Origin of the sequence: Pseudoalteromonas sp. Z9A4 (assembly GCF_011378845.1) — a bacterium.
Taxonomy (GTDB): domain Bacteria; phylum Pseudomonadota; class Gammaproteobacteria; order Enterobacterales; family Alteromonadaceae; genus Pseudoalteromonas; species Pseudoalteromonas arctica.
In genome coordinates this window covers 54,822-76,600 of sequence record NZ_WTLA01000020.1, presented here as the reverse complement: position 1 = coordinate 76,600, position 21,779 = coordinate 54,822, and the positions used below count along the sequence as shown (strand labels likewise).

Annotated in this window: 19 protein-coding genes; 18 read left to right on the top strand and 1 reads right to left on the bottom strand. The window is 38.3% G+C overall.

Going from position 1 to position 21,779, the window contains the following annotated elements:
• Positions 1–560: 560 nt before the first annotated feature.
• The gene (locus tag GQR54_RS14225) at positions 561–2,174 is read left to right on the top strand and encodes an EAL domain-containing protein (protein WP_231609294.1); all 1,614 of its coding nucleotides are present in this window, start codon (positions 561–563) and stop codon (positions 2,172–2,174) included.
• Here the strand turns inward: GQR54_RS14225 and GQR54_RS14220 are convergent.
• Positions 2,171–3,079, bottom strand: coding sequence for a pyridoxal-phosphate dependent enzyme (locus GQR54_RS14220; protein ID WP_166378454.1), 909 nt, complete (start codon positions 3,077–3,079; stop codon positions 2,171–2,173). The genes GQR54_RS14225 and GQR54_RS14220 overlap by 4 nt on opposite strands.
• A 78-nt stretch (positions 3,080–3,157) precedes the next feature.
• Here GQR54_RS14220 and GQR54_RS14215 point away from each other — a divergent pair, with 78 nt between their 5' ends.
• The 17 genes from GQR54_RS14215 (at position 3,158) to GQR54_RS14135 (ending at position 21,720) form a co-directional block, all read left to right on the top strand.
• Complete coding sequence (locus tag GQR54_RS14215) at positions 3,158–4,081, top strand: MSHA biogenesis protein MshI (protein WP_166378452.1); 924 nt, start codon at positions 3,158–3,160, stop codon at positions 4,079–4,081.
• Positions 4,078–4,677, top strand: coding sequence for a PilN domain-containing protein (locus tag GQR54_RS14210; protein ID WP_225305713.1), 600 nt, complete (start codon positions 4,078–4,080; stop codon positions 4,675–4,677). Before GQR54_RS14215 ends, GQR54_RS14210 begins: the two co-directional genes overlap by 4 nt.
• Positions 4,674–5,369, top strand: a complete 696-nt coding sequence (locus GQR54_RS14205; protein ID WP_166378450.1) for an agglutinin biogenesis protein MshJ — start codon at positions 4,674–4,676, stop codon at positions 5,367–5,369. Before GQR54_RS14210 ends, GQR54_RS14205 begins: the two co-directional genes overlap by 4 nt.
• Positions 5,347–5,670 (top strand): DUF2867 domain-containing protein, encoded by a 324-nt coding sequence (locus GQR54_RS14200; RefSeq protein ID WP_166378448.1) that lies wholly within the window; start codon positions 5,347–5,349, stop codon positions 5,668–5,670. The genes GQR54_RS14205 and GQR54_RS14200 overlap by 23 nt, the downstream gene beginning before the upstream one ends.
• Positions 5,654–7,312: a pilus (MSHA type) biogenesis protein MshL gene (mshL, locus tag GQR54_RS14195; RefSeq protein ID WP_166378462.1), complete on the top strand. Its 1,659-nt coding sequence runs from the start codon at positions 5,654–5,656 to the stop codon at positions 7,310–7,312. Before GQR54_RS14200 ends, mshL begins: the two co-directional genes overlap by 17 nt.
• A 2-nt stretch (positions 7,313–7,314) precedes the next feature.
• Positions 7,315–8,217, top strand: a complete 903-nt coding sequence (locus GQR54_RS14190) for an AAA family ATPase (RefSeq protein ID WP_007586321.1) — start codon at positions 7,315–7,317, stop codon at positions 8,215–8,217.
• Positions 8,214–9,356 carry a tetratricopeptide repeat protein gene (locus GQR54_RS14185; RefSeq protein WP_166378446.1) on the top strand — a complete coding sequence of 381 codons (1,143 nt, stop codon included), beginning with the start codon at positions 8,214–8,216 and terminating at the stop codon, positions 9,354–9,356. Before GQR54_RS14190 ends, GQR54_RS14185 begins: the two co-directional genes overlap by 4 nt.
• Positions 9,353–11,080, top strand: coding sequence for a GspE/PulE family protein (locus tag GQR54_RS14180; RefSeq protein ID WP_166378444.1), 1,728 nt, complete (start codon positions 9,353–9,355; stop codon positions 11,078–11,080). Before GQR54_RS14185 ends, GQR54_RS14180 begins: the two co-directional genes overlap by 4 nt.
• Complete coding sequence (locus tag GQR54_RS14175) at positions 11,067–12,287, top strand: type II secretion system F family protein (RefSeq protein ID WP_166378442.1); 1,221 nt, start codon at positions 11,067–11,069, stop codon at positions 12,285–12,287. The genes GQR54_RS14180 and GQR54_RS14175 overlap by 14 nt, the downstream gene beginning before the upstream one ends.
• A 4-nt stretch (positions 12,288–12,291) precedes the next feature.
• The gene (locus tag GQR54_RS14170) at positions 12,292–12,876 is read left to right on the top strand and encodes a prepilin-type N-terminal cleavage/methylation domain-containing protein (RefSeq protein WP_166378440.1); all 585 of its coding nucleotides are present in this window, start codon (positions 12,292–12,294) and stop codon (positions 12,874–12,876) included.
• Positions 12,877–12,898: 22 nt separating this feature from the next.
• Entirely contained in the window at positions 12,899–13,459 is a 561-nt protein-coding gene (locus GQR54_RS14165; RefSeq protein ID WP_166378438.1) for a prepilin-type N-terminal cleavage/methylation domain-containing protein, read from the top strand.
• Between the two features lie 8 nt (positions 13,460–13,467).
• Positions 13,468–13,959 carry a type II secretion system protein gene (locus GQR54_RS14160; RefSeq protein WP_166378436.1) on the top strand — a complete coding sequence of 164 codons (492 nt, stop codon included), beginning with the start codon at positions 13,468–13,470 and terminating at the stop codon, positions 13,957–13,959.
• A complete protein-coding gene (locus tag GQR54_RS14155) occupies positions 13,946–14,497 on the top strand; it encodes a prepilin-type N-terminal cleavage/methylation domain-containing protein (RefSeq protein WP_166378434.1) in 552 nt (183 codons plus the stop codon). The genes GQR54_RS14160 and GQR54_RS14155 overlap by 14 nt, the downstream gene beginning before the upstream one ends.
• Positions 14,497–15,336 carry a type II secretion system protein gene (locus GQR54_RS14150; RefSeq protein ID WP_166378432.1) on the top strand — a complete coding sequence of 280 codons (840 nt, stop codon included), beginning with the start codon at positions 14,497–14,499 and terminating at the stop codon, positions 15,334–15,336. The genes GQR54_RS14155 and GQR54_RS14150 overlap by 1 nt, the downstream gene beginning before the upstream one ends.
• Positions 15,326–15,817, top strand: coding sequence for an agglutinin biogenesis protein MshP (locus GQR54_RS14145; protein WP_166378430.1), 492 nt, complete (start codon positions 15,326–15,328; stop codon positions 15,815–15,817). Before GQR54_RS14150 ends, GQR54_RS14145 begins: the two co-directional genes overlap by 11 nt.
• Positions 15,814–19,554, top strand: a complete 3,741-nt coding sequence (locus tag GQR54_RS14140) for an H-type lectin domain-containing protein (protein ID WP_166378428.1) — start codon at positions 15,814–15,816, stop codon at positions 19,552–19,554. Before GQR54_RS14145 ends, GQR54_RS14140 begins: the two co-directional genes overlap by 4 nt.
• Positions 19,555–19,674: 120 nt before the next feature.
• On the top strand, positions 19,675–21,720 hold the full coding sequence (locus tag GQR54_RS14135; protein ID WP_166378426.1) for a formylglycine-generating enzyme family protein: 2,046 nt from the start codon (positions 19,675–19,677) through the stop codon (positions 21,718–21,720).
• Positions 21,721–21,779 lie beyond the last annotated feature (59 nt).

Here is a 21,779-nt window from a genome sequence, read left to right as displayed (position 1 = left end):
TTATTCATATTAAGTACCTATCGTAATGTCTCCCGTTGCTTGAGCCTATTTTTAAGAACTTAAAAGACAATTCATACAATAGAATTTGACTCACCGGTTGCTATATGAAATCTCATACATTCTTTTCCCCATATGTTTATTTCAGCAAAGGTTGAATTATTAATGTCAGAAGTTAATGGGTCACTAACTATAAGTAAAGTACATAGCTTAGTGTCGCACACTTCAAACAAAACTCGCCATTGGTTTAACTAGGGTAGATGAATGGCTGTTATGTTGCACAATCACAACCTCAATAGGTATTAAAATGTGCTTAAGCTTGAGGATTAAATTTAATCTATTTATAAAATAAAGGGCATAGTTGTTTGTTTTTGTAAGTTCTCGTTTATCAGAGTGTTTTTGTTTAGCGCTATTAATAAACGTTTAAACTTAGTTTACAGCCTTGTACTTCTATAGATATTGAACAACACTTTAGTTAATAATTTAACGAGTGGTAGGCTATGCAAAAGAGTAAAATCTTGCTTTTAAAGTACTTCAAAGGTATCTCTTTTGTCTTATTTTTGATGATACTTATTAGTTTTAATTTGGTTCTAAATGATGCATTACATCAAAAAGTTCATGCTTCTGGGCAGCAGTTTGTTAAACACGTTTACGAGCTGAATTTATCTCCTTCTATAAAAAATGAAGTGTTGGCCTCATTAGCTAAAAGTGAAGGTTTTGTGTTGGAAGTGCCAAAACCAGCAGAGCATTTTAGGCATTTAGTGAATATAGAGCGCGAAGTATTTTCTTACAAAACATTAAGTTTGAGCCTCTATCACTATCCTGTTTGGGTAACACAAAGTTACTTATTTATATTGCTAAACTTGATCATATTAGGCGCCGCTGGCTGGTCTTATCGCTGGTGGGGGCTGTTAAAAGTAAACCGTAAAGTAATGCTTAAAAATACAGTTATACAGCCGACTAAAATTATTCAACATAAGCATAAAAATACTCAACTAATCCAACAGGTAAAAAAATGTGATTTAAGTTCTTTGTATGGGATTAATACAGCATCACATAACTTATTTTTACTTATTGAATGTGATTGTAACTTTGATAAAGAAGCCAGTCTTAGCGTCTTAATCACTAAAAAATTATCCGAAATTAAAAATGTGTCGGTAAAAATACTAAACACTAGTTACTTAGCGGTTACCTTACCAAACGTCTCTATCAGCGAGTTCGATAGCTACGTTGAAAAGCTCCATCAAAATGTGTTTTTAATATGTCAAAATCATCAAAAAAATATGACTCATAGAAACATTAAAATAGGTGCGTGCGACTATCGATTAGGCGCAGATCAAATTGCGGTTTATCAGTTAGCAAAATCAGCACTCGCGTTATCGCAAAACAGCTTAATACAGCACTTTCACCGCTTAGCATTAAATTATTGCCAAGAAAAAGCACTTTCTAGTAAGCAAGTTATCGAAAATATTAAAAAGAATAAATTTATATTATTCTTCCAGCCTTTATTTGAGCTCTCTAGTGGGGAAATTTTAGAACATGAAGCTCTTATCAGAGTTAGGCATAGCCAACTTGGCCTACTAGCTGCTCGTTATTTTATTAATCAGGTTTATAGTAATCAAGATGCTTTAATATTAGATAAAGCAGTAATAACACAAGTCAAAAAGCTAATGCTGAGTGAACCTTCGGGCCAAACAGTTAGTGTAAATCTACACCCTAAAAACTGGTTTAATAATGTATTTTGGGAGTGGCTACCTAGTCAAATAGCAGAGCTTAAATTAAGTGCTAAATTACAATTTGAAATAAGTGAGGCAGAATTTTTTATCCATAGAGAATCGATAACTCATGCACTTAATGTAATTAAAAAAAACCGTTCACAAGTTGTGATTGATAATGTAAAAAGTAGTGAGAAAGTAGCTGTATTAGCTAATTATAACCAAGTATGCGGGCTTAAATTATCATACGAACTAATTCATTTATTAAATGAAAAAACTCAAAATCAAAGGCAAATAAAAAAGATAGTTGAAGCCGCAAACCTTTTAAATTTACCTGTATATGCCGTTGGTGTAGAAACTAAAAAAGAGTTATTTACGCTTGCCAAATTGGGAGTGGTCGGAGCTCAAGGGTTTTACTTTTCCGAGCCACTTCAAGAGTTTACGCAAGCGGTATTTAATTAAATTAACCCTCTATATTTAAGTCCATTCAAGCCCTGAAGCCCGCCAGTATGAACCGCAATAATTTTACTCCCAGATGGGAAATAATCTTGCTCAATAAGTTGCCACAATGCATACATCATTTTTCCGCTGTAAATAGGTTCAAGCGGTAGATTATGTGTGCGACTCATATCTTGGCAAAACTGCCATAACTCAGGTGAAAACTTACCATAGCCACCACCATGAAACTCTGTGAGTAACTGCCAGTTGTTTTGATTATTAGCTTTAGCGCTCAGCTTTTTTATTTCTTCATTTAAATAATTAGCTTGTTTTAATACTGCTACACCAATCACTTGTGTTGTTGAAGCACTGCCTTCTATTAATCCAGCAAGCGTGCCACCACTACCGGTAGGGCACACTAAGTAGTTATGCTCAGGTAAGCTTTGTACTAACTCTTTACACCCTAATAAAGCATGTTCATTTGTACCACCTTCAGGAATAATATAAGCATTTGGAAAGCGCTCTTGCAGAGCATTAAGGTAATCGATGTCGTGGCGTTTTCGATATTCTATACGGTTAACAACATGTAGGTGCATACCGCATTGCTTAGCAAATTGAATAGTTGGGTTGTTGTTATCAAGTTCTGGTCCGCGAATAATTGCATGTGTTTTAATGCTAAATTCTTTTCCTGCTGCTGCGCAGGCGTGAATATGGTTTGAAAACGCACCACCAAAAGTAAGTAATTCTGTTTTATTTATCTTTTGCATATGTGCTAAATTGTATTTTAATTTACGCCATTTGTTACCACTTATTAGTGGATGAAGTAAATCATCACGTTTTACACCTAAATAAATATTTCTCTTTTTTAGAAACGTCGTATCTATTTGTTGTATATGTTTATTTTCATTTATTTTGAATGTTCTATGCATTTTTTATTAGTTTTCAACTTGGCAAAGTAAGTAAAATGTACGACACTTGGTTAATACATCATTAACAATAGTAGCTATATGAAAGAAAAGCTGTTTTCTTGGTTGAATCGTAGTTTGGATCCTAATACAGCTATTGGTGTTGCTGCTTATGCAGATACTGTCAACGCAGTATGTTTAAAAAAACAACGAGACCAATGGATAGTTCACAGCTCACATAGTGTCAACGTATCTGAACAAGCCGATTATACCGCTGCTATTGTTGCTTGCACAAATCAAGTTTCTACAGACATTTGTGCGGTTAATTTAGTTATACCGCATTACTTTTATCAAATAGTGCAAATGGATAAACCAAACCTTAGTGATGAAGAAATCATCCAATCACTCCCTTGGACTACAAAAGATTTAGTTGATATAGCCCCTGAAAATATTGTTGCTGATTTTATCGATTATCCAATAACGCTACCGATGCAAAGCAGCAAAATGAATGTGTTTATTACTAATAAGCTGCAACTACTTCCGTTTATAGACAGTTTTGAACAAACTAAACCTGTTTTGCGTGCAATGACCTCTGAAGAAATGGTTTTAGTTACCTTGTTTGGCTCATACAAAGAGGCGCATATGCTGATTGTGCAACATGCTAATCATGAACCTCGAATCTTAATTATTCGTGATGGGCAATTAGTATTAGCTAGGCGATTAAATGGTTTTTTAGGTATTTCTGATAAAGATCAAAACCAAGAATTGGTAGAAGCGTTAGGATTAGAAATTCAGCGTTCTATGGACTTTTTTGAAAGCCAGCTCAAGCAACCACCAATTCGCAGCATTCAGTTACAGTGCGATGATTTATCTTCATTAACTCTTAGAGCCGGGCTTGCAGAGTTTTTACAAGTAAAAGTTGTAGATTTTGAGCCTAACTTAGAATTAGCGCAGCAATTAGAGCCAAATTTTTATTATGCGCTTGGGGCAGCCTATCAATTAACAGATCCTGAGTCTGTGCTATGAAAACCCGGATTAACTTTTATCAAAAAACCTTACGCGTACGGCGAGACCCAGTTCCTTTGTCTGGAATGATTACGTTGTGGTTAGGTGCGCTATTAATTATTGCAATCACGTGGGCTTTTTACAGTTATAAAACATATTCTAGTGAGCTTGATCTAGAACAAAATAGGCAATACCTCAAACAAGGAAAAGCTCAGTTAGAAGTTGTAAAACAGCAGTTAGCAGAGAAGCAAAATAAAACACTCTTTATTAATGAGCTAAAAACACTTCAGCAAGAGGTTTTGCACAAGCAGCAAATATTTAGCTATTTAGAGCAAAGTTCAGATCAGTCTGCAACCGATTACGCACAGGTAATGCACGATTTAGCTAAGTATCATGAACCTAATATTTGGCTGACCCACATTAAGTTTGTAGGGCAAAGTGTGACACTTCAAGGTCAAACATCGCAATCAAAATTCTTACCAATTTGGTTTGATAATTTAAAACAGTCGCCATTTTTTATTGATAAAGAGTTTTCAGTTTTAGAGTTATCTACGCAAGCAGGTGTGAGTGAATTTAATGTAGCGACAGACCTTAGTGATGAAGGCGATAAACCATGAGCCAAACAACAAGTAGCCAGAATAATAAAAATAAAGGTTGGCCATTATGGGTCAAATACCAAGCTCAGTTTGCATCGCTGCAAAAACGTGAGAAGTATTCCACCTTATTTGTTGGTTTATTCATGGTGATTTACCTTGGCCTGTGGTTTGTTATTTTTCCACAGCAAGATGAAGTTGCCAACATACGTTCAAAGCACAATACAACGCTGCAAGAGTTACAGCAGATAAATGCGCAACTCTCCATGTTAAACCAAGCACTAAACTACGACTACACTAAGGTTTTACGCGGTCAAATTGCACAAACCAGAGATGAATTAGCCGAAATAAATAATCAACTTAATAGTTTTAGCCAAGGCTTTGTAGCTGCTAAAAATGTACCTGCCGTTTTAAAAGATTTGCTCGTAGATAGTAGCGACGTAAAAGTGAGTAGCTTTAATGTAAAACCAGCACGGGCTATCGATGTAGAAAAACTAGGTAAACATGATACGAAAACATTATTTTTTGAGCATCAGATGGTAGTTACTTTGCAAGGTAGCTACTTTAGCTTACAAAAATATTTAGCCGCATTAAAGAATAATCAAGATAAGTTATTAATACAAGAGTTTAGTTATCAGGTACTAGAGTACCCTCAGGCTGAATTAACTTTACAAATTGCTACAGTGAGCGCTAATGAAAAATTTATCGCGTTATAGTATTTGTACTTTGGCTTTTTACATTATTGCGCCGAGTGCGCTTGCGCAACTTCGCGATCCGACTCAGCCAAATATGTTCGTGGGTAACAATAATCCAGTTAAGCAAAGTACAAAATTTAAATTGCAATCTATTATTAAAAACAGTACAGCATTTAAGGCTATTATTTCAGGCCATATTTATCGAGTTGGTGATGCTGTAGATGATTTTCGGGTGCTAAGCATTAACGCAAAACAGGTTGTGTTAGCAAATGATGATAAACAAATAAAATTAGAATTATATGACTATGAAATTAAAAAATAATTTATCTCATCCGTGGCTTGTTCTTCTATTGTTACCTACATTTTTAACCGCGTGCCATAGCTTTAAACCAGGTAAAGAGGTTAAAACTCATATAGAGCAAGAGTTATCTGAAAGACCTACAGAGCCTAAAGTAATTGCACCTTTACAAATGCCAAGCGAACTTACACAAAGCTTATTGTCATCTATAAATAATGAGCAAACTATAAGTGATGATTTATCTATCAAGCGTTTTGATGTCGCTGCAAATGATGTTGAAATAGGCGCTTTTTTTGCAGGCTTAACAGACGATACCCCTTTTAGTGTTGCTGTGCATCCTGAGGTAAATGGCACAATTAATTTAAATCTTAAAAGCGTTACGTTTAATGAAGTCATTAATGTTATTAAGCGTATGTATCCTTTAGATATTGTTAATGAAGGACGAATTGTACAAGTACTACCAGCCAAAATGCGCACAGAAACAATACCTGTAAATTATTTAATGATGCAACGCCATGGTCAGTCTACAGTGAGTGTTGTTGCTGGTGGGGTGAGTCAATTTGCACAAAGTGGCAGTGGTTCGAGTGGTTCAAGTTCAGGTAGTAGTAACCAGCAAAATAGTGAGTTTGGCGGCGATAATCAAAGCTTAGATTTAAACGGTTCTCGAATCCAAACAATTAATAAAAACGATTTTTGGAAGGAATTAGAAGTTGCCCTTAAGTCTTTAATTGGCGCAAACGATGGGCGCTATGTTGTTGCAAGCCCACAAGCTAGTTTGGTAACCGTAAATGCATTACCAAGCGAAATTAGTCAGCTAAAAGAGTTTTTACGTCAAAGCCAAGAAAACCTGCAACGCCAAGTTATTCTAGAAGCAAAAATAATAGAAGTAACCTTAAAAGATGAGTACCAACAAGGGGTCAACTGGGAGCGCATAGCCAGTGGTTTAGAAGGCGGTATTTCGTTTGCTACAACAGCGGGTTCTACAATTAGTAATAGCATTTCGGCTGCCATTGGCGGAGCGTCATCGCTGACAATTCAAAAAGGTGACTTTAACGGGGTTATTAATTTGCTAGAAACCCAAGGTGATGTGCAAATGTTATCTAACCCTCGTGTTACGGCTACAAACAACCAAAAAGCAGTTATAAAAGTAGGACAAGACGAATATTTTGTTACTAATGTATCAAGTACGACGGTAACGGGTACTGCTACAACTACCTCGCCTGAGATTGATTTAACGCCGTTCTTTTCTGGTATTGCGCTTGATGTAACGCCGCAAATTGACAAGTACGGCTCAGTCATTTTGCATGTTCACCCTTCAGTAACTGAAACAGAAGAGCAGCTAAAAGTAATTACTTTAGATGACCAACGTTTTGAGTTACCTCTAGCGCAAAGCAACATTCGAGAATCAGATACCGTTATTCGCGCTCAAAGTGGCGAAATAGTGGTTATTGGTGGTTTGATGCAAACGTCAACACAGGATGAAGAATCAAAAACACCCGTGCTGGGTGATATCCCCATATTTGGCAACTTATTCAAAAGTATTCGTAAACGCCAAGAGAAAAAAGAACTGATTATTTTAATCAAACCAACTGTTGTTATGCCAGATACTTGGAAAAAACAACAAGGTGAAAGCCGTCAGCTTTTAAAAACATGGTATGAAAACTAACCATGTATTTAAGCTTTTTCAATTTAAGTGAAATGCCTTTCACGTTAACCCCTAACACACAATTTTTTTGTGCACTTGAACCGCACCACGAAGCGATGCAAGTGCTAACAACAGCCATTGAAATGGGTGAGGGGTTTATTAAAGTTACCGGTGAAGTTGGCACAGGTAAAACGTTGCTTTGTAGAAAGCTATTAAACCAACTTGAGCCAGATTACATTGTGGCTTATTTGCCTAATTCCTATTTAAGCCCAGAAGAGCTTAGATGGGCGATTGCAATTGAACTGGGTATGGATGTAGATAAAGCATTGGACCAACAAGCATTAGGGCAGCTTATAAATCATCACCTACTCGACTTACAAGAAGATAATGAGCGTGTAGTGCTTTTGATAGATGAGGCGCAATGCTTGAGTTGGGAGACTCTAGAAGCGTTGAGATTATTTACAAACTTAGAAACAGAAAGCGAAAAACTAATTCAAGTTGTGTTATTTGGGCAACCTGAACTTGATGAAAAACTGGCAAATAATAAAGTAAGGCAGTTACGCCAACGTATCAGTTTTTCGTATAAGTTACGGGCGATGACTGGCGCTGAGGTTGTTTATTATATTAATCACCGTTTACAAGTTGCAGGATTTAATAGGCCTCCTTTATTTAATAATAGTATGGGGCTTAAGATTGCCAGAGCAAGCCGTGGAATTCCTAGATTAGTTAATATTTTATGCCACAAAGCACTATTACAAGCTTACGGTGAAGGGTTAAATACAATAACAAATCGCCATATTCAGCTTGCCATAAAAGATACCGAAGACTGCGCAAAATATCGAACCGGTCAATATTGGAGCTACAGCGCGTTAATGTTTAGTGTTTTAGCTATTGCTGCCATATGGGTATGGAGGCAGTGGTTATGAGCGTTATAAATAATATGCTTAAAAATATTGAGCAACGTGAAGCTAAACAAGTGAATATTCAAGAAGGTATAAGCGTAAAGCCAATATATGATGTAAAAAACATTGTATTTAAAGCCGCAATTTTACTTATTATGCTAGGTGTTATTTTTTTAGCATACCTGTATTTACCGACCGCCGACGAAAAAGAAACTCAACGTGAGTCTGTTTTACCACAGCAAAAAATGATCGCGGTTTTGAGCTCTAATTTATCTGATTCTCAAGATGAAAAAAGCACTGTAGAGCCTTTAGTTGAGCAAGAAGTTGTGAAGAAGGTTGTGCAAGTTGAGCAAATAAAGCCAGAAGTGAATGATTTAGCTGAATCCAAGTTGAGTGAAGCAACATTACTGGTTTCTCAACCAACGGCTGAGCCAGTTGTAATTGCTGAGGTTAAACAAAGGCCTGCACTAGCTAAAGATAATGTGTTGGTGGCTAGCGAAGTTATTGTCAGCAAGCCAAAAATTACTTCAGTGACTAAAACTAAGCCACAAAATACTATGATCAAAAGTGCAGCAGAAACTAAGTCACCACAGGCTTTATTAGTCGAGCAATTAGCAGCAGCTAAACAGGCAATACAGTTTGGCTTATACAACGAAGCCATTAGTGATTTAAACATTATTTTAGCGCAATCGCCTTTACATGTTGAAGCTCGAAACTTACTGGCTGCAACTTACTTTAAACAACAAGATATAAATTCGGCGCAACAGGTTTTGCAAGCGGGTATTCGCCAAAATCCTACCGTACTTGAATGGCGTGTAATGCTAAGCAAAATACTCATTATGCAACAACAGTATGAAGGAGTATTACTGCTTTTAAGTGATGAATTTGAATCCCAAGCAAATCTTGATTTTTGGGTGCTGCAAGGTACTGCTGCGCAAAGTGCGAGTAAGCACCATAAAGCACTTGAAAGCTTTAAACATCTTACACAGCTCCAGCCTAGCCAAGCTAAGTGGTGGCTTGCACTTGCAACCTCAAAAGATGCACTGGGAGAGTACCTCGATGCTAAACAGCTTTATAAAGTGGCTCTAGATTTAGGTGGATTAAATACAGCTATGACCCAACATGCATTACAGCGTTTAGTTGCACTAAAGGAGGCCGTATGAGACCTAGTTTAAAAATGCGCTTGGGAGATTTACTTGTTCATGAACACATGATCACCGAAGCGCAACTAAGTGAAGCATTAAATGTTCAAGCGGCGACTGGTCGTAAATTAGGTTCGACACTTATTACCCTTGAGTTTATTAGTGAACCACAATTATTACGCTTTTTAGCGCAGCAATTACAGGTACCTTTTTTAGATATATCACAGCGAAAAATCTCACACGATGTATCTAAGCTTTTATCTGAGGTATATGCGCGTCGTTACAGAGCATTAGTAATCGAAGACAATGGTGACTCTGTTTTGCTCGGGATGAGCGATCCTGCTGATTTAAGGAGCCTTGATCAACTTGCGACTATGCTTGCACCTAAAAGAATCGATTTAGCTGTTGTTCAAGAAAGCCAAATCATGGCTGCATTTGACAACGTATATCGTCGTACAGATGAAATTACCAACTTTGCAGCACAACTGCATGAAGAATATCAAGACGTAGAAGAGTTTGATTTAAACTCTTTAGGTGATGAGACATCCGATGCAACCGTTGTAAAGTTACTGCAATCAATATTTGAGGATGCTGTGCAAGTTCGCGCATCTGATATTCACATTGAGCCAGATGAAGGTTTGCTTCGCATTCGTCAACGTGTAGATGGAATATTACAAGAGCACACTCTTAACCAAGTAAAAATAGCATCGGCACTAGTGCTACGTTTAAAGCTTATGTCAGGATTAGATATATCTGAAAAACGCCTTCCTCAAGATGGTCGCTTTAATATAAAAGTGCGCAGCCATAGTATTGATGTGCGCCTATCTACCATGCCGGTTCAGCATGGTGAATCAGTTGTAATGCGTTTGCTTGATCAATCTGCAGGATTATTATCGTTAGATGAAACAGGCATGCCGGCACACATATTAAAACGTGTACGCAGCATTATAAAACGTCCACATGGCATGGTTTTAGTTACTGGTCCAACAGGCTCGGGTAAAACAACCACACTTTATGGTGCATTAAGTGAGTTAAACCAACAAGAAAGTAAAATTATTACAGTAGAGGATCCCGTTGAGTATCGTATTGGTCGTATTAACCAGGTACAAATAAATAATAAAATAGGGCTAAGTTTTGCCAGTATTTTACGGACCGCTCTAAGGCAAGATCCTGACATTATAATGGTTGGCGAAATGCGTGACCAAGAAACCGTAGATATTGGATTAAGGGCCGCTTTAACAGGCCACCTAGTACTATCAACGTTACATACCAATGATGCAATTACCAGCGCTATGCGCTTAATCGACATGGGTGCACCGGCTTACTTAGTCGCAAGTTCACTGCGAGCGATTATTGCTCAGCGATTAGTAAGGCGAGTATGTAATGACTGTAGAGTACCGTACTTGCCAGATCGCCAAGAAATAAGTTGGTTAAAATATTTAGGCGAAGAGATTACAGATGCTCAATTTTCTAAGGGGCAAGGTTGCACAGCATGTAATCACACTGGTTATAAAGGGCGTGTAGGTATTTTTGAGTTGCTCGAAATGGATGATGCGATGATGGATGCATTGCGCGCTAACGATACACAAGGCTTTGCAAAGGCTGCTAAAAATAGTGCTAACTTTTCACCACTCTCGGCTATGGCATTAAATTACGCTAAGAAAGGTATTACCTCTTTAGATGAAGTATTTAAAGTGGCTGAATATATCCCAGAAATAGTAGGGGATATTGATGCAACTATATAACTATAAAGCGAAAGACAGCAAAGGTGTATTGGTAAAAGGCCAATTAGAAGCGAGTAACCAAGCTGGCGTAGCTGATAGTTTAATGAAGCGTCAATTTATACCAATATCAATTTCTTTAGTTGAAACAAAAAATAATATTAAAATTTTCGATAATTTATTTGTCGAAAAAATAACGCTAGACGACATGATTATGTTTTCTAGGCAAATGTATTCGCTATTAAAAGCAGGTATTCCAATTATAAGAGCAATGATTGGATTGGCAGATACAACACAAAATAAAGAATTTAAAAATGTGTTGATGGAAGTAACTAGGCAGCTTGAACAAGGCCGTGACTTATCCAGTGCAATGGCGATACATAACGAAGTATTTAGCCGTTTAACCGTGTCAATGGTTATGGTCGGTGAAGGTTCTGGTCGATTAGAGGATGCATTTTACCAACTCGCTATTTATTTTGAAAAAGAGCAAGAAACCCGCAAACGAATAAAAGCAGCAATGCGCTACCCCACTTTTGTTATTTTGGCTCTTGTAGCAGCAATGGTTATTTTGAATATTTTTGTAATACCTACCTTTGCGAGCATGTTTGCCAAGTTTGATGCCGAATTGCCGTTAATGACACAAATATTAATTGGCACTAGCAGTTTTTTTGTTAACTACTGGTGGTTATTGTTGGTTATGGGTATAGGTTCTGTATTCGCTTGGAAGCGCTATTTAAATACAGATGCTGGGCGCTTTAAGTGGGATCAATATAAATTAAAAATTCCATTTATTGGCGATATTTTAAAACGGACATTGCTTGCACGTTACAGCCAAAGTTTGGCTATGGTATTACGCTCTGGTGTGCCTATGACCACTGGATTATCGCTAACAGCGCATGCCGTAGATAATAGCTATATGGAAAAAGCGATTATTACTATGCGCCAAGATATAGAAAAAGGCGATAGTTTACTCAGAGCGTCGAAAAGTTCTGAGCTGTTTTCTCAGCTTGTATTGCAAATGGTAGCGGTGGGAGAGGAAACAGGTCGGGTTGATGAGCTATTACAAGAGGCTGCTGATTATTATGAGCGTGAAGTTGATTACGACTTACGAAGCTTAACTGCAAAAATAGAACCTATTTTAACTGTGTTTGTTGCCATTATGGTGCTGATTTTAGCGTTGGGTATTTTTATGCCGATGTGGAACATGATGTCAGCGATTAAAGGTAATTAACCAAGTGATTGCATCAAAGGCTTACTCAAAAGGTTTCTCATTATTTGAGTTAGTTATTGTTGTGATTTTACTGGCAGTAATTTTGAGCTTTGCTATACCTCAATATATAGGTATTAAAAATCAAGCGCATAATGCGAGCGTTGATGCGATTGCAGGTAGTTTCTCATCAGCTGTTGGCATGGTTAGAGGTCAATGGGAATTAGAAGGAAGACCGAATAGTAGGTCAAATAAAACATTTGTTAATTATGGAGGAGTAATAGTTGGTGTTGATGGATCGTTAGGTACACCAACGAGTGACGAAACAGAAAAAAAAGATACTCGTGTAGAAGCTATAAATGCTAATAAATGCCGCCAAGTATTAAATGTAATTTTGCAAGATGCACCAAGAAGTACCTTAAGTAGTGAAATATCGATAATAAAAAGTGTAAGTTTTTTAGTTAGGTACAATGCAGAAAGTACGCAATGCGTCTACTATTTAACTCATACCATTGATATTAAAAGTATACCTACCAATACGGGTAAAATATCAGGTTTAACAGGTTTTTCATACTTTGCTAAAACAGGCAAAGTAAAAATATTTAAAAATTAAGTAATTAAAAAGAGGCTTACTTATGAAAACGCAATCGTTAAAAAGTTTACCAATGAATAAACAAGCAGGTTTTACGCTTGTTGAATTGATCATCGTAATTGTTATTTTAGGCATTTTAGCTGTTACCGCAGCACCTCGTTTTTTAAACCTGCAAGGTGATGCAAATGCTTCAACACTTGAAGGCTTACAAGGCTCTATTCGCAGCGGTATGAATATTGTGAATGGCAAATCTATTATTGCTAGCAATCACAAAAAAGTATCTGAATCTGTAACAGTAGATACTGGTGCACCAGTTCCTACGGTATATGGTTATCCAGCAGCAACAGAGGCTGCCTTTGAAGCCTTTTTAGATGTCGACTTTGCTGATGGTACTGCTGATGTAGATGGTACTCCTGATACAGTGGATTCAAAAGACTTTAATATAGATACTGCTACAGCAAATAAAGCTATTATTTTTCCTAATAGTTATCTTGTAGGGGACGATTGCCGTATTGAATATACGGCAGCTACAAATTCGGGTGATGCTACAAGCTCTGTTGTTGTAGTGCCACCAGTAATAACACTTGTTACTACGGGTTGTTAATTACATAAATGATCAGCAGTAGTAAGCAACGATTGCGTGGCTTCACACTCATTGAGTTAATTATTACTCTAGTGATATTGGGAATACTGTCGGTAACGGCAGCTCCCAAGTTTCTGGGCAGCTCAACAGAAGATGCATACTCATATCGAGATCGTACTTTAACTGTACTGAGAACAGTGCAGTTACGTGCAATGCAAAATACAGCAATTACAAGTTGCCATACCCTTTATATAACCTCCACACTTATTGCCCCCCCCACACCCGATACATGTATCGGTGGAGCTGATGCAAATAACACCGAGCATTTAGTGGTGCAAATAGACACGCAAAGAAGTGATATAACATTTAGCGCTTTAGATAGTAACGCGAATATATTTACCCAAATTAGTTTTGATCCTTTAGGTAAATCAAATCAAACCTGTACTACGCAATGTCGAATAGATGTTGGGTTAGCTGGCGTATGCATAAGTGGTGAAGGGCTTATCTATGCATGCCCTTAAAGTAAAAGGTTTTACCTTAATTGAGCTTATTATTGGCATAGTCATGTTTGCGATTGCATTGAGCATTATTACCGCGCTCATTGCCCCGCAAGCAAAAAAAAGTGCAGAGCCAATTATTGCTTTAAGAGCCTCTGAATTTGGTCAATCATTAATGAACGAAATTCAGAGTAAATCGTTTGATGAGCATAGCGATAGAAGCGCTCCTTTTAGACGTTGCGGCGAAATAAGCTTAGGTGCAGAACCTTGTACCGCAGAAGGCGATTTAGGCGCCGATGACTTAGCTGCCGGCCTAGAAACCCGAACCAGTTATAACGATGTAGATGACTATATTGCATTGTCTAACCAGCCTATTACAAATAGTTTAGGTGAGGTATTAGGCCAATACAGTGACTTTAATTTAGTTATTACCGTTGAGTACGATAGCGACTTTAACGAATTGACCATCAACGATGGCACAACCTTTAAGCGTATTACTATTGAAGTAATATCACCCTTAGGCGAAGTTTACGGATTTAGTGCATATAAAGGGAATTACTAATGCAAAGAGCTAAATACCAAAATGCATTTACCCTTATAGAACTATTACTTGTAATGGTTATTATTGGTATTTTAGCTGTAAGTGCATTTTCATTTATTGGTGCTGGGGTCAGTATTTATTCGCAAGGGGTTGAACGTCAAGAAGCCGTAGCCCAGGCCCGCTTTTTAATAACGCGACTTAGTAAAGAGCTTCGCCACGCTACGCCAAATTCATTAAGGCTCTCTTGCGATAACAGTACTAGCGGAGCGTGTAGTGCGCAGCAGTGCTTAGAATTTACGCCATTTTTATCGGCCACGCACTATACAAATTACCTACCTACCGCAGCGCCTTTTAATGTTAGCGCTGTTGATTTTGAACTTAATAATTTAATTGAGCCGCAAGCTGGAGATTGGGCAACTATTTACCCATTAAGCAGTGCTGATATATATGATGAAAATAATAATAAGCGCTTAAAAGTGTCTGCATTTAATAGCTCAGCGAGCGAAATTGATGAGTGGCAATTTAGTAAAGCATTTACCCAAGAGTCGCCAAGTAAACGCCTTTATTTACTTTCAGAGCCTGTAAGTTTTTGCGTTGAAGGGCAGTATTTATATAGATATACCAATTACGGTTTTACTATTAATCAATTAGATGCTGTGAGCTTACAAATAAGCAGTGGTGTTAAACGTGATTTATTAGGTATTTACATTGCTAACAATTTAGCGAGCGATTTATTTTTTACTCTTGATTCACTTTCTCTACAAAGAAACGCTGTGCTTAATGTGAATGCGCAAATGCAATTTAACGATACTGAAGTAATGAACTTTAACCATGAGGTACATATTCCTAATGTACCTTAAAAAAAATCCTCACGGAAAAGCCTTACCCAGCAAGCAAAAAGGGAACTTAATAATTATTTCTTTGGTTATTATTGTTGCTTTATTAGCATTGGGATTAGCATTAGTTAAAGTGCTTTCTGGCGCATCACAACAAAATACGATTGAGTATTATGGGGCTCGCGCTTTTATGGCAGCACAAAGTGGATTAGAAAGCGGCTTAACTGAGTTGTTTCCGCTAAGCAGTGCGGTGCAAAGTTGTACTGAGGTGACTAAAAATATTACATTTCAAGCATCTTATTTAGACTCTTGTAATGTAAAGATAAGTTGTGGTCAATATATAGGCTTACCCGATAGCAGTACAGCCAATGGGCTCGTGAATATTTATTACTTACAAAGCAGTGCAACGTGCGCCGCAATTGATTGCCCAGCAGGAAATGATTGCAGAAAAGACTATTGGGAAACACAAAGAACACTCAGTGTGGAGGCTAAAACTTTACCATGATGAAAAATGCATTGGTCATTATATTTTTTAGCTGCGTGCTACTTTGTAATTACGCAAATGCAGTGCCTCCAAAAATCGAGGGCCGTTATATAGAACTGCAAGATACATATACATCGCCTGTTTGGACAAAAGTAAATTTTCAACAGCAATATATAACGCCTCCTGCTGTCTTTATGCTCTCAACAAACCAAGGCGGAAACCCTGCAATAATAAGAATACGTAATATAACTACAACTAGCTTTGAGGCCTTACCACTTGAACCCTCAGGAGAAGATGGTGGACATATTAGTATGGGGGCGCACTATTTAGCTGTTGAGTATGGTGTGCATCAATTTCCTGACGGCACAATTATGGAGGTAGGCAGTACAGACTTATTACTCGAATTACAGTATGGCTCTAAGTCTGGCTTTGCTCCACTGACACCTAAAGGCTATAAGTCTTTAACATTTGCTGAACCGTTTACTCAAAGGCCAAACTTTTTCCATTCGTTACAAACACTCAATAGCATAGACAGCAACCCACCTTCTGAGGCATTAATTCCGTTTTTAACAGTTGCAGTAGAAAGTAATTCTCTATCTGCCAGCGGCGTTAATATTGCTTTAGAAGCATCTGAAACAGCACTTGGGCTTATAAAAACCGAAACTGTTGCCTATATGGCTGTGGAGCCCGGAAGTAACCGCACATTTTCTGACGATAATGGCGTTGAGGTATCATGGGAAACTTTTTTCACAGGCTTTGAAGTTGACGGCTGGAGCAATGGCTGTAATTACTTTAGTTTTACTAATAACTTTAGTGTGGCTCCGTTAGTTGTAGCAAGTAAAAACTCACGCCAAGAAGATGATGGCGGGTGGCTACGCAGCTGTAACCTAAGGACCGACAGGTTAGGGCTTGTTGTTGACGAAGATCGTGATGGCGATAACGAGCGCCGTCACGTAAACGAGGAAGCATCAATACTCGCCATGACCAGTACCTTTGTATTTAATGGTGATATTTTAGATTGTGATACGTTATTCCCGGGCGCTATTTCTACTTATAACAATGGTGAAGTGCAGCTGGTGCAGGGAGTAGAAATAACCGATGGTAATGCGCAGTTTGTCACCACCACAAGTTTAATTTCTACAGCGCTGACAAGCCCTCCTTTGTGTAATGGTCAGGCGTGTGTTGCTGGTGGTTATAACTCTTTAGAACCTAATCAAGCGGCGCAGGTGCCAACGGTTACAAATGATGGTAGCTCAACAGGGCCCGTACCTACGTCTTTAGCTGGCGACTATTATTACGATGAGTTGCAGTTAAGTATGCTGGAAACAGAGTACAGAGTAACAGCACCTACACGTATTTTTTTAAAAGACACAACCTCACTTTTATCAACTTCATTTTTGAATATAGGTAAAACAAATATAGTAGTAGAAACTGGTGCGTACTTAGCTATTTATGTCGATGGTGCGGTTGCTATTGCAGCCGATGCAAATATTGCGGGCTATATTGTTGCCACTGGCGAGGTAAGAATCGCTCAAAATGTAACGTATCAGGGCTCAATTACATCGGGTACACAAATAATTACCGAAGGGAGCTCAACGTTTGACGCTCTACCAGTACCCGAAAGTATCCCTGGTTTTTGTGGTATTTATACACCAGAAACACTGGATCATTATCGTTTAACAATAAGCGATAACAAAGGTCTAACGTGTGAAGCTAAAGAAATGACACTAACAGCCTGCGCTAATGATGCCTGCGATTTATTATTTGCTGAGCCGTCTAGTTTAAACCTTTCTCCAGATAATAGTGGTCAGCAAAGTTGGGTTACGGGGGAGAATATTAATTTTACAGGATCAGCGGTTGTCGAATTTGCTAAACGCACCACAGGCAGTGTTACATTTGGATATAACACTGCTGATCCTTCTGCACCTCTTCGTTGTTATATCGGTGGTAATAATGTTGGTTTGAGTGGCTGTAAAGTTACGTTTTCTGATGCTGGATTTATTTTTAATAATGATACAGATGGAAATACTACAATTCCTACGCAGCTATCAGCAAAACCCTCAAATACCGGCTTTAATGCAAAAGCGCTATCTATTCAAGCGGTAAAAACCAATACCACTACGGGCGTATGCGAAGCTGCATTTCCCGCTGGTGGCGATGTAAGCTTAGATTTATCGTATACATGCAGTGCTGGTGCAAGTTGCTCTGATACGGTTTCACTTAGTAACAACAATAATACCTTTGCGGTCGAGCAAGCAGCTAAATCGTTCACGCTAAACTTTGATAGTGAGTCTAAAGCCCCGATTGTTATAAATTATCCCGATGCAGGAAAGTTGAGTTTAAATGTAAAAACCAACTTAATTTTAGATCCAATTACTAACCTGTCAGTAAATCTAACAGGTAGTTCAAATGAATATGTTGTAAAGCCATTTGGATTAGCAATGGCAGTGGCAAGTGATGGTTATGCAGCAGACGCTGATGGAAGTTTATTTAGATTAACAGGCGAAGCATTCGATTTAAAGATGAATGCGGTGCAGTGGCTAACAGGGCAAGACACTAACAACGATGGTTTCCCAGACAACTACAGCAATATTACGAATAACACCATTGCTAAGCATTTTATTACAGAGCAACCGCTTGTAGAGCCATTGCTAAAAGCGCCTACGCTAGGCATTCAAGGTACGCTTGAAGCTATGAGTACATCACCTTTTAGTGATACAGGTAGTTTGAGTGAATCTATATCGCAATATAATTACGACCAAGTTGGCATAATTGACTTAACAGCAGGCCTTCAAGATGCCGATTACTTTGGGGCGGGAGATGTAAAAGGTGAGCTATACAACGTTGGCCGTTTTGCACCTTCGCAGTTTCAAATATTAGGTGTGCAAGCCGCGGCGCAATGCACACGCTATGGCAGTAATTTAACTTATCTTGGTCAACCTTTTGAACTTGGCTTTACAGTACAAGCACAAAATCAAAATGGTGATCTAATGGCTAATTATAAAGAGGGCTTTGATAAATCAAGTGTAGAGGTTAATGCCGAAAACAACGAAGCAAGCAATTATGTACCCTCAACTAACTTTGCTAGTCGCTTGGTCAACCTAGGAAATAATAACTGGGGAGATATAAGTGACGGCCAGTGGCAAATGAGCCAACTCAACACGACACTCGAAAGATTAGGTGTAGGGCAACCTGACGGGCCATTTTCCATGGTCAGTTTGATGGCAACGCTTTCTGATATAGAAGGGGCAACATTTGTTGATGCAAACGATAAACCAAACACACAAGCAGCATGTTCGGGTGGTTGTAATAGCGTAAGACTAAATGACTTACCAATAGAGTTTAGGTTTGGACGTTTAGTACTTGGTAATAACGCAGGCTCCGATCTCGACCCTTTACTTATTCCTATGCAGGCTCAGTATTACAACGGCAGTGGATTTGTAAATAACGCTGAAGATAACTGTAGTGTGTTTGATTATATCCAAATCACTCAAATATCACCTAGCAGCCCACAATTAACCTATAAATATGGGACTGGTGTATCTGGCCAGCTAGAAGCGGGAGTGTATCCGGCAGATAACGGTATTTATGCACAGCCAAATGGTTTGGGTGAATTTACCTTAGAATATAATACTTATGGTTGGTTAAAGTGGGATTGGCAAGGCGATGGAACACAGCTTGATCCTCGTACTATATTACGATTTGGCCGCTTTAGAGGAAATGATCGGGTTATTTACTGGCGTGAAACACGTGAATAGTTGTAAACTAAGATAATAATTGAACAAAGCTTGTGTTTTGTGCTGCAAGTACATAGCATAAGGCTTTAATTATAAAAAATAATAACGACCAAATAATTGCCGCTTTTGGGACTGGAATATATGCGAATTACTCCTTTATCTCTGTTAATTTCAGCTAGTTTGTTAGCTAGTAGTGCATTTGCACAAGACACAGCTACAGTGACTGGAATTGACTCAGAGATTAGTGTTAAACAAACAGAATACGATAACTCGACAAAAATACTTGAAAAACATCTTAAAGAAGAAAGTCAGTTACAAAATCAATTAGACTTACTTCGTTCTCGTTCTACAGAGCTAGATAAAGAAAAAAACCAAGCGCTCGATGCCATGAACGAAATGTACCGTCGTTTAATTGATGATCCCACTATTAATATTAGTGCCGCTCAATCACGTTATCAAAAAGCGGTGATTGATCATAAGCAAAATAAAGATGATATCTCTATGCAGTTGGCGGCAATTGCATCCCACCGTAAAGACATAGAACAAATTCGTGTTGCTAAACATGCGCTTTTAAATACTTTAGAAAGTTTAAAAGAGCAGTTAACGACAGCCCGCGTAGAGCGTTTACGTAACGAGTTTACACGTGAAGGTACGCTTGAGGTTAACCACACTATTAACTGTAAGCGAACAGAAACGCTAGCAGCGTGTGAGCAACGCGGTCAGCAAATGGGTCTACAAAAAGCAACTAAACGCTTTGTTGATCAAATTTTTGCAAATCTAACAGAAGAGCGAATTGTTGAGCCAAAACGTAATTTGGCGGGCGCTCAAGTACAAATATTAAGTAGCCATGTAGTTAACAGTGCATTTAGCGGACAAGGTAATTACAACGTTAATTTAAGCGTAACTATGCGCGGCGAAGTTAATAGTAGCCGTTTATGTAGCTTATTAAATATAGACAATCGTTATTGTTCTGAGTACGGCACGCCACTTACGGCTGCTTATCAACCAGCGTATAATAATACATTTACTGATAGTCAGTTAACATTCAGTAATACCAAGGATAATGCTAATACCGTATCAGTTTCGCGTTTAAACGACCAGCCAGGTAGTTATTCGATTAATACAACACCGGTAAAAAGAGATTACTCTGATACGAACAACAACACACAAGATCAAGCTGTAGAGTTAACATTACGCTCTAATGTTTACGATGATGAAGTATTTATTGATGGTGTTAGCTTTGGTTCTACACGCTTAGTAACGAGTTTACCGCGTGGTGTTCACAACGTTGAAGTACGTAAATTAGGCTATAAATCTTACCAAGTTCGTGTTGATTTGAATAAAGCGCAAACTATTCATGCAAACTTAGTAAAAAAGCCTGAGTCGATTGCTGTACCGACCTACACCCGAGAGCAACCAGAAGTAACAACACGTCAGGTTAGTGAAAACGTCAATGTTTTAAATGCAAACGTTGAAACACCTGTCGTGGTTATTCCTGCAGGAAAGTTTAAAATGGGCGATATTAACGGCAATGGTCTAGCTAATGAACGCCCAGTAATTGAAAAAGTAATAGCAAACTCTTTTGCTATGCAAAGCAAGGAAGTAACTGTAGGTGCTTACGAAAAGTTTGTAGCAAATACAGGTTATAAAACGCAAGCAGAGAAAAATAAAGGGTGTGCGTATTATTTAAATGGCGAACCAGTATGGGAAGCAGATTTAAATTGGCGTAATCCTGGTTTTGAGCAAAGTAGTGATTTTCCGGCTGTGTGTTTAACTCACAATGACGCAAAAGCTTACGCTGAGTGGTTATCGGGTCAAACGGGGCAGCAATTTCGTTTACCTAATGAAGTTGAGTGGGAATACGCAGCTCGCGCAGGAACCGAAACAGAATACCCTTGGGGTAACGAAATAGGTAAAAACCTAGCTAACTGTGGTTGGTGTGGTAGTGAATGGTCAAACAGACGCGCCTCACCAGTGGGTTCTTTTTCTCCAAATGCATTTGGATTATACGATACCGTAGGTAATGTATGGGAATGGACAGATAAAGAATCAGGTGAGTCAGATGTAGCTGTAAGAGGCGGAGCGTGGAACTTTGCACCAAGCCTTGCTCGTGCATCTACGCGTTTAATATTAGCGCCTGATTTTAGATCTAACTACATTGGTTTTCGCTTAGTTCGCGAACGATAAAACTCAATTAAGGAAGCTTAGCTTCCTTTTTCATAAATTCACAAAGGCGCTGCGCTTTA

What these genes read in the sequence shown, in the direction of transcription:
- GQR54_RS14225 (WP_231609294.1), top strand. Translation starts at nt 561, where the DNA reads ATGATACTTATTAGTTTTAATTTGGTTCTAAATGATGCATTACATCAA.
- GQR54_RS14220 (WP_166378454.1), bottom strand. Translation starts at nt 3,079, where the DNA reads ATGCATAGAACATTCAAAATAAATGAAAATAAACATATACAACAAATA.
- GQR54_RS14215 (WP_166378452.1), top strand. Translation starts at nt 3,158, where the DNA reads ATGAAAGAAAAGCTGTTTTCTTGGTTGAATCGTAGTTTGGATCCTAAT.
- GQR54_RS14210 (WP_225305713.1), top strand. Translation starts at nt 4,078, where the DNA reads ATGAAAACCCGGATTAACTTTTATCAAAAAACCTTACGCGTACGGCGA.
- GQR54_RS14205 (WP_166378450.1), top strand. Translation starts at nt 4,674, where the DNA reads ATGAGCCAAACAACAAGTAGCCAGAATAATAAAAATAAAGGTTGGCCA.
- GQR54_RS14200 (WP_166378448.1), top strand. Translation starts at nt 5,347, where the DNA reads ATGAAAAATTTATCGCGTTATAGTATTTGTACTTTGGCTTTTTACATT.
- mshL (WP_166378462.1), top strand. Translation starts at nt 5,654, where the DNA reads ATGAAATTAAAAAATAATTTATCTCATCCGTGGCTTGTTCTTCTATTG.
- GQR54_RS14190 (WP_007586321.1), top strand. Translation starts at nt 7,315, where the DNA reads ATGTATTTAAGCTTTTTCAATTTAAGTGAAATGCCTTTCACGTTAACC.
- GQR54_RS14185 (WP_166378446.1), top strand. Translation starts at nt 8,214, where the DNA reads ATGAGCGTTATAAATAATATGCTTAAAAATATTGAGCAACGTGAAGCT.
- GQR54_RS14180 (WP_166378444.1), top strand. Translation starts at nt 9,353, where the DNA reads ATGAGACCTAGTTTAAAAATGCGCTTGGGAGATTTACTTGTTCATGAA.
- GQR54_RS14175 (WP_166378442.1), top strand. Translation starts at nt 11,067, where the DNA reads ATGCAACTATATAACTATAAAGCGAAAGACAGCAAAGGTGTATTGGTA.
- GQR54_RS14165 (WP_166378438.1), top strand. Translation starts at nt 12,899, where the DNA reads ATGAAAACGCAATCGTTAAAAAGTTTACCAATGAATAAACAAGCAGGT.
- GQR54_RS14160 (WP_166378436.1), top strand. Translation starts at nt 13,468, where the DNA reads ATGATCAGCAGTAGTAAGCAACGATTGCGTGGCTTCACACTCATTGAG.
- GQR54_RS14155 (WP_166378434.1), top strand. Translation starts at nt 13,946, where the DNA reads ATGCATGCCCTTAAAGTAAAAGGTTTTACCTTAATTGAGCTTATTATT.
- GQR54_RS14150 (WP_166378432.1), top strand. Translation starts at nt 14,497, where the DNA reads ATGCAAAGAGCTAAATACCAAAATGCATTTACCCTTATAGAACTATTA.
- GQR54_RS14145 (WP_166378430.1), top strand. Translation starts at nt 15,326, where the DNA reads ATGTACCTTAAAAAAAATCCTCACGGAAAAGCCTTACCCAGCAAGCAA.
- GQR54_RS14140 (WP_166378428.1), top strand. Translation starts at nt 15,814, where the DNA reads ATGATGAAAAATGCATTGGTCATTATATTTTTTAGCTGCGTGCTACTT.
- GQR54_RS14135 (WP_166378426.1), top strand. Translation starts at nt 19,675, where the DNA reads ATGCGAATTACTCCTTTATCTCTGTTAATTTCAGCTAGTTTGTTAGCT.